The following is a 12,589-nucleotide window of genomic DNA, read 5'->3' as shown; positions in this document are numbered from 1 at the left end:
CGGCGCCTTGCCGGCCGAGATCCACCGTGCCGCAACGATGCTCGGTTAGTAGTGACCCTTACGCGCTCTTAACGGCGCCGGATCGAACCTTGACGGGTCCTTGATGTCGCAGAAGACAAACAAACCGGCGCAGCCCCCTCCGCTGCGCCGGTTTGCTTGATCGGGGCTTTGTCAGGCCCAGCTGGAGCCGACGGAGGCGTCGGTGTTGGCCATGTTGTTGCCGGCGGTCTGCACCTTCTGGCCGTGGGCGTTGGCCTGGGAGTAGATGACCTGGAAGTTGCGGCCGAGCTGGGCCACGAACTCCTGGCAGGCCATCGAACCCGCGCCACCCCAGAAGTCCCCGGCAGCCAACACGTCATGCACGATCGCCTGGTGCTCGGCCTCCAACGAAGCGGCCTGGGCGCGGATCAACGCACCGTGGGCATCCACATCACCGAACTGGTAGTTAATGCTCATCTGTGGTTCTCCTCCTAGCTCGACAGGATCTGCTGGGAAGCAGCTTCCTGCTGCTCGTAGTGGTTCGCGTCGCGAATCAGACCATCGCGCACCCCGTGCAACATGTTCACGATGTTGCGAAACGCCGTCTGCATCTGCCCCATCGTGTCGTAAGACGTCCGCTCGGCCAGACCACCCCAGCCCGCACCGGAGATGTTGGTCGACGACGCCCACATCCGCCGGGCCTCATCCTCGACCGTCTGGGCGTGCACGTCAAAACGCCCCGCCATCGCCCGCATCGCGTCCGGATCGGTCATAAAACGTGTTGCCATTGTCGTGTCTCCTCACCTGAAGTTGGTTGGCGTAGCGTTAATCTGCTTTATCCGGCAACGACCGGCCGGGCCATCACGGTCGGCTTGAACCCGTAGCGGGGGGTGCTCAGACCGAAGCCGCCCCGGTCGGCGCCGACCGGCATTCCGCCAGGCATCGCGGCCATCGATTCGATTTCTTCTGGGGCGGCCGCCCAGCTGCTGGCCTGCAGAGCACTGGCGGCCTCGGCGGTGCTGGCCGGGGCGGCCGCGGCCCACGCCGGCGGTGCGGACAACTCGCCGACCAGTGTGGCCTGGCCCACGCCCGCCGAGACCGCCGGTGTGGTTGCGCTCGCGGTAAAGGCGCCGGCCGCCGCGGACGCGGCACCGGTGGTGCCACCACCCAGCGCGCCCAGGCTGCTCAGCGGGCCGCCGGGAGCCAGCAGGGCGCCGATACCGGCACCTGCCGAACCACCGCCGAAGGCGTTGAAACCCCCGCCGGAGAAGAAGCTGGTCATGGTGGGGATCAGGCTCGACGGCGTGAAGGCCAGGGACGTTCCCGCGAAGCTCACCACGCCGTTGAGCGGATCGGACAGCAGCGAGGCGATGCCGTTCACCGAGGCGTTGTTCAAGAAGGCCGACCACAGTCCGGACAGGTCTCCTGCGGCTGCGGGCTGACTGGCCGCCGCCGGCGAGGCGAGACTTTGCACCGCGTTCGGCAGCGACGAAATCATCTGTGCCGTTTGTGCGGTGTTGCCGGCCGCCGTGCTGCCGGCTTGACCGACCGCCGAAGCCTGGTTGGCCGTCCCGGCGGGATTCGTGGTCTGGCTCGGTTCGGAGAACGGGGTCACATTGGTCGCCGCTGCCGAGGACGCGGCGTAGCTGTACATGACTTCGGCGGCCTGGGCCCACATCTGGAGATACTGGGCGTCGCTGGCCATGATCGCGGCGGAGTTCTGGCCGACGACGTTGGTGGCCACCAGTTGCTTCTGCTGGATGCGGTTGGCGGTGATCACCGCGGGCGGCGGGGTGGCCGCATGGGCCGCTTCGAACGCCGCCGCGGCGGCGGTGGCCTGGGTAGCGGTCTGCTCGGCGTTCGCCGCGGTCTCGGCCATCCAGGCCAGGAAGGGCTTGGCGGCGGCGGACATCGCCGCCGATGCCGGGCCCATCCACTCGTCGTCCACGAGTTGGGACAGCGTCGTCTCGTAGGACGTCAGGGCCGAGGTGATCTCCGCGGCGAGTCCGCGCCAGGCGGAGGCGACGGCCATCATCGGCGCCGAACCAGGCCCGGAGTACAGCCGCCCCGAATTGACCTCAGGAGACAGCAGGGCGTAGTCGATCATCGTTGCTCCTGACAAACGTTGGGCCGCAACATGGTCAGACCACCATCGGCTTCGGCATGACTTTTGGACGGAAGCCGTACCGCGGCGTGCCGTAGTGCATGCCGGGCCGTGCGGCACCGGTGGGAACCGGCGGCGGCATGGAGGCCATGTTGTTGTGGGTTTCGGCGGGGACCGCCCACCCGGAGGGGGCAAGGGACGCGGCGCCGGCCGGGGTGGCCGCCGACCAGCTCGCCGGCGCCGAGAACGACGTCCCCACCAGCGATGCCTGGCCCATGCTGGCGGTGACGCTCGGAGTCACCGAGCTCACCCCGAATGCGCTGCTCACCCCGCCGCCGAGCGCACCCAGGGCGCCCAGCGCGCCACCGGGACTCAGCGCTGCCCCCAGGCCGCTTCCGAGCGCACCGCCGCCGGCGGCGTTGAAACCGCCGCCGGTGAGGTAACCGATGAGGCTCGGCAGCAGGCTGGACGGGATGAAGGCCGCGCCGGTGCCCATCGTGTTGGCGAAGTTGTACAGCGGGTTGCCGATCAAGTACGCGAAGCCGTTGAGCTCATTGTTGCTCAGTATCGACTCCAGCCAGGTGATCCAGTCACCCGGCGGGGTGGCGGCGGCCGGGGAGGACAGGCCCTGTATCGCGTTCGGCACCGACGAAATCATCTGCGCCACTTGAGCGTTGTTCGCGGCACCGGTTCCGGCGGCCTGAGCGACCGCGGCGGCCTGGCTGCCTTGGCCGGCCGGGTTGGTGGTCTGGGCGGGTTCGCTGAACGGGGTCACCTGCGAGGCGGCGGCCGATCCAGCGGCGTAGCCGTACATCGCGGCGGCGTCCTGCGCCCACATCTCGGCGTACAGGGCATCGAGGGCGGCGATGGCCGGGGTGTTGATGCCCAGGATGTTGGTGGCGACCAGCGCCGCCTGCTGCACCCGGTTGGTCGTGACGGCCGCCGGGGGCACCGTTGCGGCCCGGGCCGTCTCGAACGCGGTCGCGGCAGCGGTGGCCTGCGTGGCGGCCTGCTCGGCCAGCGCAGCGGTGGCGTTCATCCAGGCGATGTAGGGGGTCGCCGCGGCGTACATCGACGCCGATCCCGGGCCGAGCCAGTCTTCACTGGACAGTTGCGACACCACGGTCTCGTAGGAGTGTGCGGCCGACGCCAGTTCGGCGGCCATCGCGCGCCAGGCCGAGGCGGCGGACATCATCGGTGCCGATCCCGGACCGGCGTACATGCGCCCGGAGTTGATCTCGGGGGGCAAGGCTCCGTAATCCAGCATCAAATCCGCCTAACCCGCGGCGAGCGCGTTGGCGGCTTCGGTGGCGGCGTACGACTCGGCACTGCCGTTCAAGGTGGCCACGAACATCTCGTGAATAGCCGCGGCCTGCGCGGCAACCGACTGGTACATGCTTGCGTGCGCGGCGAACTGCGCAGCGGTCAGCGCCGAAACCTCGTCGGCCGCCGCGGGAACGACGCCGGTGGTCGGAGCGGACGCGGCGGCGTTTTGGGCGTTGAGCGCTGAACCGATCGACTGCAGGCTGCCGGCGGCAGCGGCCAAGGCCTCCGGCTGCGTAGTCACGAAAGACATGGGTATCTCCTCACGGAACGGATGGTTATCGGCTCCTGCGACTACGGTCCCGTATCACTGGGCGATTGTGAAAGCTGGTTAACCGCTTCTTAACCCGGGTGTCCGAACTTTTTACGAGCACCTTCGCGGCGCTCCCGAAGGGCAGCTGGCCGGTGTCGCCCCAGGCCGCGCCGACAGCCGCGGAGTGAAAAGCCGTGCAAGAGGCCAGCGGCGGCCGGTGAAGAACTTTCGTCGCCACACCGGAAGTGGCCCAGCACACAACGACTTTGACAACGTGCGTAGGGCAGCCTTGCTGCATCGCGGGCTGAGTCGCTAAAGATGGTGGCACGCAAGGGTTTTGGGGAGGCGAAGGCGGGCGGGTTGTGGCGGCCGTGGCACGGCACGCCGACGGTGTGAGCGCGCGGTAACGCCGAATTAACATGACGATCCGGCGGAGTAAACGGTGCGTAACACGCTTTTAACCAACGCTCAGCACACTACGAGCTATGAAACGGTTTCTGCTGCTGGCGGGCCTGACCGCCATGGTCGGTCTGGCGGCGCCCGCGCATGCCGAGCCGGTCGGGAGCGATGCCGCCTTCCTGACCCAGCTGACCGGAGCCGGCCTGAGTCACCGCGGCTCCGACGAGGTGGCGATCTCCGCCGGTCACTCGGTGTGTCAGCTGATGGACGCCGGCCTGACCCCGATGGACACCGTCGTTGCGGTGCAGACCACCAATCCCGGCTTCACCTTGCAGCGCGCCGCGGAGTTCGCCCGCATCGCTGCCCAGAACTACTGCCCCGAGCACGCCTGAGTCGCTGAGCACCCGTTACCACTGTCCCGGTGGGCTGTCGCTGGCCTCGCCGCGTTAGATTCGCCGCGAGCCCCCATAGCCCAATTGGCAGAGGCAGCGGACTTAAAATCCGCCCAGTGTCGGTTCGAGTCCGACTGGGGGCACACGGTGGTTGGGCCGGTGGCGCCCCGCTTAGCGGTCTGCCGGAACGCCGAACTGCCGATCCCGCGCAGCGAATGACCCAACAGCTGTGCTGGGAGGGCTAGTTAGCACTCACAGCCGATGCCATCGCCGTCGCGGTCGAGTTTGGACTGGTATTTGTCGGATGTTGCCGGAATGTCGCAGTCCCCGTTTGCCCTTGCTTCGGTGCAGTTGCGGTACGGGACGTCGGCGTGGGCCGTGGGCATGGCGGGGATCGTCAGGACCGGCAAGCCGGCCGCGAACGCCAGGGAGAACAACAGTGCACGGACCATTCAGGGCCTCCAGGGCATCACTGTGGACGAGAGCTGAGGCGAGATTAGTTCCCCGCCGGCCGAGCCGCCTCGGATTCCTGGGAACACGTCTGGCAGGCTTCCTGTCGCGCGAGACTTCCGCGGCCGCCCATACCCGGCCGCCGAGCGTTTTGCAAGGGCCTGTGACCAGAACCGCCGAATTCGTCCCGGCGAGTCTTCTTAATTTCTTATTCGACACTAATTGCGATGCAGATCACAAGTTAGCCCAACCGCCTGAAATGCCTGGCGATGCAACCGTCTATGTTTGCTGGCGGTCGTCGCGACCGACGGTTTTGCCCACGGGTACCCAGGCGGCGCGGGATTAAGCTGCGACGTCTATCACAATAATTAGGACATTTTCCTTTCACCTGGAATTCACCGCTAGGATCGAACGAACACCCCGTCCTGGCACCCCGGTCGTACTGGCCGCGCCGCTGCGGCAGCTACGCGGGCGTGGGCGCAAAGACGAGCGAAGTGTGATCGATGGGAGCGATGTGGACGACGTGGTGGCTTACGGATTGACCAGCCCGAGAGCTCGGATCGTCGACACCGTGGCGCTGGACCGCGGCCCGATCGGCGGCCTCGCGGTCACCGCGGACGGCACCCGGTTGCTGGCCACCAACTACGGCGACGACACCGTCTCCGTCATCGACACCGCCAGCTGCAGCATCGTGGCCACCGTGTTCCACGCTGACGAGCCGTTCTCGGTCGCCGTCGGCCCGGCCGGTACCGCTCGGGCGTACGTCACCGGCGGCTCGACGGCGCTGGACGCCGTGCTGGCGATCGACGTCGACGCCGCCGAGGTCACCGGGTGCTACCCGGTGGCGATGGATCTCGGTGAGCTGGTCGCCGACCCGATGGGCAGCCGCGTCTATGTCACCCGCACCGGTTCGGCCGGTATCGAGGTGCTCGCGCTGGACGCGACCATGCGCCCGGCCGGGGTCGTCAGCGTCTCCAGCAGCCCCGCCGCGGTGGCGGCCTGTCTGCGGATCAGCCCCGACGGCCGCCGCCTCTACGTGGCGGTCCGCCAACCCGGGGGCGACACCGTCACCGTCCTGGACCGGGAACTGAACGTCGTCGACGTCATCAAGGTCGGCTCGACCGTCATCGACGTCGCCGTCAGCCCGGACGGTGCCCGGCTGTTCGTCGCGACCTGCGGTGCCGATGGTCGCGGAGCAGTCCATGCCGTCGACGCCCGCACCCACGCCGTCGGGGCCGGCTTCGTCGTCGACACCCAGCTGATCCAGCTGATCGTGAGCCGCGACGGCGAGCGCGCCTACCTGGTCACCGCGGCAGGCGTCCTGGTGATGTGCGCCCGCACCAACGAGGCCCTCGGCACCCTGACCGCGACCACGGCGCCGTCCTGCGCAGCCGAGAGCCCGGACGGCAGCCGCCTGTACATCGCCGGCTTCGACGGCACCGTGACCGTCGCCTCGCTGGCCGACCTGCCGGCGCCGTCGGCGTCGCTGCATGAGCAACTGGCGCTCGACGACGCTGTCAGCCGGATGCTCCAACTCGAACCCGCTCTGTAGCCAACGCCACGCGGCTCGCGTCGGCATGGTCGAATATGTCGATGCGCAGCACCATGCAGAACTGGCCGCTGACGATCGGTGCCATCCTGCACCACGCCACCGGCATTCACGGCGCCCGCACCGTGACCACCATGACCGACGACGGTTTTCGCACCACCACCTACCGGGAGTTGGGCGGGCAGGTGGCCCGGCTGGCCAACGCCCTGCGGCGGATCGGCATCACCGGCGACGAGCGGGTTGCCACGTTCATGTGGAACAACACCGAACACCTGGCCGCCTACCTGGCGGTGCCGGCGATGGGCGCGGTGCTGCACACCCTCAACATCCGGCTGTTCGCCGAGCAGATCGTCTTCGTCGCCAACGAGGCCGAGGACCGCGTCATCCTGATCGACACGTCGCTGATACCGCTGCTGGCGCCGGTGCTGGCGCAACTCGACACCGTGCACACCGTAATCGCGGTCGGTGAGGGTGATATCGCGGCGCTGGAGGCCTCCGGCAAGACCGTGCTGCGCTACGCCGAGCTGCTGGCGGCCGAGTCGCAAGAGTTCGACTGGCCGGTCGTCGACGAGAACTCGGCGGCCGCCATGTGCTACACCAGCGGCACCACCGGCAACCCCAAGGGCGTGGTGTACAGCCACCGGTCCAGCTATCTGCACACCATGGCGGGATGCACCACGAACGGCATCGGAGTCGGCGCAAGCGACTGCGTCCTGCCGATCGTGCCGATGTTTCACGCCAACGCGTGGGGGCTGCCTTATTCGGCGCTGATGGCCGGTGCGGATCTGGCGATGCCCGACCGGCATCTGGACGCCGCGTCGCTGGTCGCCCTTATCGAAACGCAGCGACCCACGGTGGCCGGCGCGGTGCCGACGATCTGGAACGACGTCATGCACTACCTGGATCGTGAACCCGGCCATGACATCTCGTCGCTACGGCTGGTGGCGTGCGGCGGTTCGGCGGTCCCGGTGTCGCTGATGCGCGCGTTCGAAGAGCGCTACGGCGTGCAGGTGCGGCAACTGTGGGGCATGACCGAGACTTCGCCGCTGGCCACCATGGCCTGGCCACCGCCGGGCACCCCGCCCGAGGAGCGCTGGTCGCTGCGCGGCACCCAAGGGCAGCCGGTGTGCGGTGTGCAGGCCCGCATCGTCGACGACGACGGCGCGGTGCTGCCCAACGACGGCGAAGCGGTCGGCGAGCTGGAGGTGCGCGGCCCGTGGATCACCGGCGCCTACTACCGCGGCCAGGACGAGTCGAAGTTCTCCTCCGGCTGGCTGCGCACCGGCGACGTGGGCCGCATCGACGCCCAAGGCTTCATCACCTTGACCGATCGGGCCAAGGATGTGATCAAGTCCGGCGGGGAGTGGATCTCCTCGGTGGAGCTGGAGAACGACCTGATCGCCCATCCCGACGTGGTCGAAGCCGCCGTCGTCGGGGTGCCCGACGAGCGCTGGCAGGAACGTCCGCTGGCCGTCGTCGTGGCGCGCAACGGCGCCTCGGTCAGCCCTGGCGAGCTGCGAACGTTCCTGTCCGACAAGGTCGCCCGCTGGTGGCTGCCGGAACGGTGGACATTCGTCGAGGAGATTCCGCGCACCAGCGTCGGCAAGTACGACAAGAAGACCATCCGGGCCCGATACTCCGACGGCCAATACCAAGTGAGCGAGGTGCGTGACTGATGAGTCTGCGGGTGATCCAGTGGGCGACCGGCTCGGTCGGCGTGGCCGCGATCAAAGGAGTGCTCGAACACCCCGACCTCGAGCTGGTCGGCTGTTGGGTGCACTCGAAAGCCAAGAGCGGCAAGGACGTCGGCGAGATCATCGGCGCCGAGCCGCTGGGCGTGACGGCCACCGACAGCGTCGACGAGATCTTGGCGCTTCACGCCGATGCGGTGATCTACGCGCCCCTGCTGCCCAACCCCGATGAGGTCGCCGCGCTGCTGCGCTCCGGCAAGAACGTCGTCACCCCGGTCGGCTGGTTCTACCCGTCCGAGAAGGAGGTGGGACCGTTGGAGGCGGCAGCGCGCGAAGGTGGCGTGACCCTGCACGGCGCCGGCATCGGGCCGGGCGCGGCCTTCGAGTTGTTCCCGCTGCTGCTGTCGGTGATGTCCACCGGCGTGACATTCATTCGCGGCGAAGAGTATTCGGATCTGCGCACTTACGACGCGCCGGATGTGCTGCGCCATGTGATGGGCTTCGGCGGCACCCCGGATCAGGCGTTGAGCGGCCCGATGCAGAAGCTGCTTGACGGCGGGTTCCGCCAATCGGTACGCCTGTGCGTCGACCGGCTGGGCTTCGCCGCCGACGAGCAGATCCGCTCTCGGCAGGAGGTCGCGGTGGCCACCGCCCCGATCGACTCGCCGATCGGTTCCATCGAACCCGGTCAGGTGGCCGGGCGCCGGTTTCACTGGGAGGCCACCGTCGGCGACGAGGTGGTCGCGCGGGTCACGGTCAACTGGCAGATGGGCCAGGAGAACCTCGACCCGCCCTGGACGTTCGGTCCCGCAGGGGAGCGCTACGAGATGGAGGTGCGGGGAAACCCCGACACGTTCGTCACCGTCAAGGGCTGGCAGCCCGAGACCGTCGAGGCCGGCCTGATCAGCAACCCCGGTGTCGTGGCGACCGCGGCGCACTGCGTCAACGCGATTCCGGCGACCTGTGCGGCCCCGGCCGGGTTCGCCGGGTTCTTCGACCTGCCGCTGATCACCGGCCGGGCCGCCCCGCACCTGGCGCGCTGAACGTTAACCTGAAAACCGTGGCCTACGCAGTCGAGCAATCCCGGGTGATAGCAGTTCCGGTCGAGGACGCCTTCGCCGGCACGATGCCGCTGCCGTTGCCGCAGCTGTTCCGGCACTGGTACGGGCCGATTCCCCCGATCAAAGAGGTGCTGGGCCAGACCGGCGCATGGGAGGCGGCCGGCCAGACCAGGATCGTGCGGCTGACCGGCGGCGGCAGCATGCGCGAGGAGCTGACCAGCATCGAGCCGCCGCAGTCGTTCGGCTACCGGCTCACTGAGATCACCGGCCCGTTGGCGCCGTTGGTGCGATTCGTCGAGGGCCGGTGGCAATTCAGCCCGACGGCAACGGGCACCACGGTCACCTGGCGGTGGATCATCCACCCGCGGTCCGCGCTGGCGGCCCCCGCGATGCCGGTGCTCGGGCGGCTGTGGAAGGGCTACGCCCAGCGGGCCCTGGCGCAGTTGGCCACACTGCTGGAGGGCTGAGGCACCCGTGTGCCGACTGTTCGGACTGCATGCCGGGACCGATGCCGTCACCGCCACGTTCTGGTTGCTCAACGCTCCGGACAACCTCGCCGCCCAGAGCCGGCGCAACCCGGACGGTACCGGCCTGGGCGTGTTCGGCCACGACGGCCGCCCGCGGCTGCGCAAGGAGCCGGTCGCGGCGTGGCAGGACACCGAATTCGCCACCGAGGCACACGAAATGGCCGGCACCACGTTCGTCGCGCACGTGCGCTACGCCACCACCGGCGCTCGCGACATGGCCAACACCCACCCGTTTCTGCAGGACGGCCGGATCTTCGCCCACAACGGAGTGTTACGCGGTCTCGACGCCGTCGAACAGCGCCTCGGTGAGCTGGACGCCGCTGAACTCGTTGCGGGACAGACTGATTCCGAGCGCGTCTTCGCGCTGATCACCGGGTCGATCCGGGCGCGCGACGGCGATGTCGGCGCCGGCCTGCGCGACGCGGTCGGCTGGCTAGCGGCCCACGTGCCGATCTATGCGCTCAACATCTTGCTGAGCACCGCCACCGATATGTGGGCGCTGCGCTATCCCGACACCCACCAACTGCACCTGCTGGACCGCCGTGACGGCGCCGAACCGTTCGGGGTGGATCTGTACACCCAGCGGATCCGGGCACAGTCCGAACAGCTGCGCGGCCGCCGTGCGGTGGTGTTCGCCAGTGAACCGATGGACACCGACCCGCGCTGGCGGCTGCTGGCCCCGGGCGAACTGATCCACGTCGACGCCGAGCTGCAGCTCACCACCGAGCTGGCCTTCCCCGATCCCCCCGCCCGGCAACTGCGCCGCGACGAACTGACCACCGCGGCGCAGGAGGCTCAACACCCTTGGAAAGAACGGCTGTGACAGGTAAACGTGCCCTGGTATTGGCCGGCGGGGGAGTGGCGGGCATCGCCTGGGAGACCGGTGTGCTGTGCGGCATCGCCGACGAGTCGCCGGCCACCGCGGCGGCGCTGCTGGACTCCGACGTACTGGTCGGGACTTCGGCCGGTTCCGCGGTGAGCGGACAGATCAGCAGCGGAACCAGCCTCGATGAGCTCTACGCCCGCCAGGTCGCCGAAACCTCGCCGGAGCTAGACCCCGGGGTAGGGGTGGAGGGGATCGCCGAGCTGTTCCTGGCCGCGATGACCGAACCGAACACCTCTGCCGCGCAGAAGATGCAGCGAATCGGTGCGGTCGCGCTGGCTGCCGAGACCGTCCCCGCCCCGGTGCGCCGGCAGGTGATCGAACGCCGGCTGCCCTCCCACCACTGGCCGGAGCGCTGCCTGCGGATCACCGCCATCGACATCGACACCGGTGAGCTGATGGTGTTCGACCGGGACTCGGGCGTGGATCTCGTCGACGCGGTGGCGGCCAGCTGCGCGGTCCCGGGCGTGTGGCCGCCGGTGGTGATCGGCGGACGGCGCTACATGGACGGTGGGATGCGCAGCTCGATCAACCTCGACGTCGCCGACGATTGCGCCGTGGCCGTCGTGCTGGTGCCCTCCGGGGAATCGGCGCCGTCGCCGTTCAGCGCCGGCGCGGCCACCGAGATCGCGGCGTTCGGCGGGCGGGTGTACGCGGTGTTCGCCGACTCCGCCGCGCTGCGCGCCTTCGGCAGCAACCCGCTGGACCCGGCGTGCCGGGTGCCGTCGGCGCGCGCGGGACGCGAGCAGGGTCGCCGGCATGCCGCCGCGATCGCCGAATTCCTCACCGGCTAAATGCTGTCCAGGGCGCGGCGCGTGAGTTCGCGGCCGACGTCGATCAACTCTGCGGCGCGATGGAAGTCCAGGCTGCGGCAGGCGGCGCGAGGCACTTCGATGAGCAGATCCGGCGGGTGGGACGCCAGCTGATGGCGGGTCAGCGCCGCCTGGGCGATGTCGATCGTGCGGTTCATCACCTCGAAGCTGCCCAGCTTGGGTGCCTCGGCCGCGGCCTCAGTGGGATCGGCGTCAGCGTGCTCGGATTCGCCGCTGCTGAACCGGTCCAGGATCGCCCGTGCGGTGGGCCGATCCAGCAGCGAACGCGCCCCGCTGGTATCCAGCAGGGCTGAGGTGCTGCGCAGCATGCGGTTGAGCCGCCCGGCCGGCGCGCCGCGCTCGGAATCGTCGGCAGCCGGCCCGGCGGCCGTCGGATCGCCACCGTTGAGGCTCACCGCCACGGTCAGGTCGGCGTTGACGGCACACAGCGGCGCCATCGGGAGCGGGTCGAGGATGCCGCCGTCGGCGAGCAGCCGCCCGTCGACCACATGCGGTGCGATCACCCCGGGGATCGCGATCGAGGCGCGGATGGCGGTGTCGACCGGACCGTGCTGCAGCCACACCGACCGGCCCGCGATCAGGTCGGTGGCGACGGCGGTGTAGGGGATCGGTAGCCGCTCGATGTCGATGTCGCCCAAGATGTCCCGGACGACCTCGAGGATCTTCCCGGCCCGCAGCACACCGGCCGCGGTGAACGACGGGTCCAACAGCCGCAACACCGCCCCCTGGGTCAGCGACTTGGCCCATTCGGCGAAGTCGTCGAGCCGCCCGGCCGCCTGCAGGCCGCCGACCAGCGCGCCCATCGACGACCCTGAGATCCCGACGATGTCGTACCCGCGTTCGCGCAACTCGGAGATCACCCCGATGTGGGCGTAGCCGCGTGCACTGCCGCTGCCCAGGACCACCGACACCCGCGGTGCAGTTGTAGAGGTCATGCCCACCATTTTGCGGGCAGCGCCGGCCCGGCTTTTTTCCTCACCGTGATTGCAACCGCACTTCCGGCTCAAATGCCCAGCTCACGGTGGGTGACCCGGCGGCGCGTAGGCCGGACGCCGCGCGGCCACCCGTCGTGGGCGGATGCGCCTGGCGCCGCCGACCGCCTAGCATGGCCGTCGTGATGGAGTACGTCGGATTCCCGGGTTGTT

Annotated in this window: 14 protein-coding genes and 1 tRNA gene; 8 read left to right on the top strand and 7 right to left on the bottom strand. The window is 69.0% G+C overall.

Features of this window, described 5'->3' with window-relative positions; all coding sequences use genetic code 11:
• Window positions 1-171 precede the first annotated feature (171 nt).
• Genes AC5Y4Q_RS12975 through AC5Y4Q_RS12955 form a run of 5 tightly spaced genes read right to left on the bottom strand, consistent with a single transcriptional unit; the run spans window position 172 to window position 3,659 of the window.
• Window positions 172-456, bottom strand: coding sequence for a WXG100 family type VII secretion target (locus tag AC5Y4Q_RS12975; protein WP_499959214.1), 285 nt, complete (start codon window positions 454-456; stop codon window positions 172-174).
• Between the two features lie 14 nt (window positions 457-470).
• The gene (locus AC5Y4Q_RS12970) at window positions 471-767 is read right to left on the bottom strand and encodes a WXG100 family type VII secretion target (protein WP_064920336.1); all 297 of its coding nucleotides are present in this window, start codon (window positions 765-767) and stop codon (window positions 471-473) included.
• A 47-nt stretch (window positions 768-814) separates the two neighbouring features.
• Window positions 815-2,086 (bottom strand): PPE family protein, SVP subgroup, encoded by a 1,272-nt coding sequence (locus AC5Y4Q_RS12965; RefSeq protein ID WP_499959212.1) that lies wholly within the window; start codon window positions 2,084-2,086, stop codon window positions 815-817.
• 34 nt (window positions 2,087-2,120) lie between these two features.
• On the bottom strand, window positions 2,121-3,350 hold the full coding sequence (locus AC5Y4Q_RS12960; protein ID WP_125225785.1) for a PPE family protein: 1,230 nt from the start codon (window positions 3,348-3,350) through the stop codon (window positions 2,121-2,123).
• Window positions 3,351-3,359: 9 nt separating this feature from the next.
• The gene (locus AC5Y4Q_RS12955; RefSeq protein ID WP_064922502.1) at window positions 3,360-3,659 is read right to left on the bottom strand and encodes a PE family protein; all 300 of its coding nucleotides are present in this window, start codon (window positions 3,657-3,659) and stop codon (window positions 3,360-3,362) included.
• A 485-nt stretch (window positions 3,660-4,144) separates the two neighbouring features.
• Between AC5Y4Q_RS12955 and AC5Y4Q_RS12950 the strand changes: the two genes are divergently transcribed.
• Together AC5Y4Q_RS12950 and AC5Y4Q_RS12945 are read left to right on the top strand one after the other, a co-directional pair.
• On the top strand, window positions 4,145-4,450 hold the full coding sequence (locus AC5Y4Q_RS12950; RefSeq protein WP_064922503.1) for a DUF732 domain-containing protein: 306 nt from the start codon (window positions 4,145-4,147) through the stop codon (window positions 4,448-4,450).
• 69 nt (window positions 4,451-4,519) lie between these two features.
• A tRNA-Leu gene (locus tag AC5Y4Q_RS12945) sits at window positions 4,520-4,593 on the top strand.
• Between the two features lie 102 nt (window positions 4,594-4,695).
• On the opposite strand, the gene AC5Y4Q_RS12940 is transcribed toward AC5Y4Q_RS12945, so the two are convergent.
• Window positions 4,696-4,902 (bottom strand): excalibur calcium-binding domain-containing protein, encoded by a 207-nt coding sequence (locus tag AC5Y4Q_RS12940; protein WP_499959209.1) that lies wholly within the window; start codon window positions 4,900-4,902, stop codon window positions 4,696-4,698.
• Between the two features lie 494 nt (window positions 4,903-5,396).
• Between AC5Y4Q_RS12940 and AC5Y4Q_RS12935 the strand changes: the two genes are divergently transcribed.
• The 6 genes from AC5Y4Q_RS12935 to AC5Y4Q_RS12910 are packed head-to-tail and all read left to right on the top strand — an operon-like array spanning window position 5,397 to window position 11,405.
• On the top strand, window positions 5,397-6,452 hold the full coding sequence (locus tag AC5Y4Q_RS12935; protein WP_499959207.1) for a YncE family protein: 1,056 nt from the start codon (window positions 5,397-5,399) through the stop codon (window positions 6,450-6,452).
• Between the two features lie 41 nt (window positions 6,453-6,493).
• Window positions 6,494-8,125 carry a long-chain fatty acid--CoA ligase gene (locus tag AC5Y4Q_RS12930; RefSeq protein ID WP_499959205.1) on the top strand — a complete coding sequence of 544 codons (1,632 nt, stop codon included), beginning with the start codon at window positions 6,494-6,496 and terminating at the stop codon, window positions 8,123-8,125.
• Window positions 8,125-9,183 (top strand): NAD(P)H-dependent amine dehydrogenase family protein, encoded by a 1,059-nt coding sequence (locus AC5Y4Q_RS12925; RefSeq protein ID WP_499959203.1) that lies wholly within the window; start codon window positions 8,125-8,127, stop codon window positions 9,181-9,183. The genes AC5Y4Q_RS12930 and AC5Y4Q_RS12925 overlap by 1 nt, the downstream gene beginning before the upstream one ends.
• 17 nt (window positions 9,184-9,200) lie before the next feature.
• Window positions 9,201-9,668, top strand: coding sequence for an SRPBCC family protein (locus AC5Y4Q_RS12920; protein ID WP_064922519.1), 468 nt, complete (start codon window positions 9,201-9,203; stop codon window positions 9,666-9,668).
• A 7-nt stretch (window positions 9,669-9,675) separates the two neighbouring features.
• Window positions 9,676-10,551: a class II glutamine amidotransferase gene (locus tag AC5Y4Q_RS12915; RefSeq protein ID WP_499959200.1), complete on the top strand. Its 876-nt coding sequence runs from the start codon at window positions 9,676-9,678 to the stop codon at window positions 10,549-10,551.
• The gene (locus AC5Y4Q_RS12910; protein ID WP_125225789.1) at window positions 10,548-11,405 is read left to right on the top strand and encodes a patatin-like phospholipase family protein; all 858 of its coding nucleotides are present in this window, start codon (window positions 10,548-10,550) and stop codon (window positions 11,403-11,405) included. The genes AC5Y4Q_RS12915 and AC5Y4Q_RS12910 overlap by 4 nt, the downstream gene beginning before the upstream one ends.
• Here the strand turns inward: AC5Y4Q_RS12910 and AC5Y4Q_RS12905 are convergent.
• On the bottom strand, window positions 11,402-12,379 hold the full coding sequence (locus tag AC5Y4Q_RS12905; RefSeq protein WP_125225790.1) for a patatin-like phospholipase family protein: 978 nt from the start codon (window positions 12,377-12,379) through the stop codon (window positions 11,402-11,404). The two genes, AC5Y4Q_RS12910 and AC5Y4Q_RS12905, sit on opposite strands and share 4 nt — an antisense overlap.
• Window positions 12,380-12,589: the final 210 nt, after the last annotated feature.

It is taken from the genome of Mycobacterium sp. NGS16, from assembly GCF_059813225.1.
The sequence above is the reverse complement of the archived record's forward strand: the minus strand, read 5'-3'. Positions and strand labels throughout refer to the sequence as shown.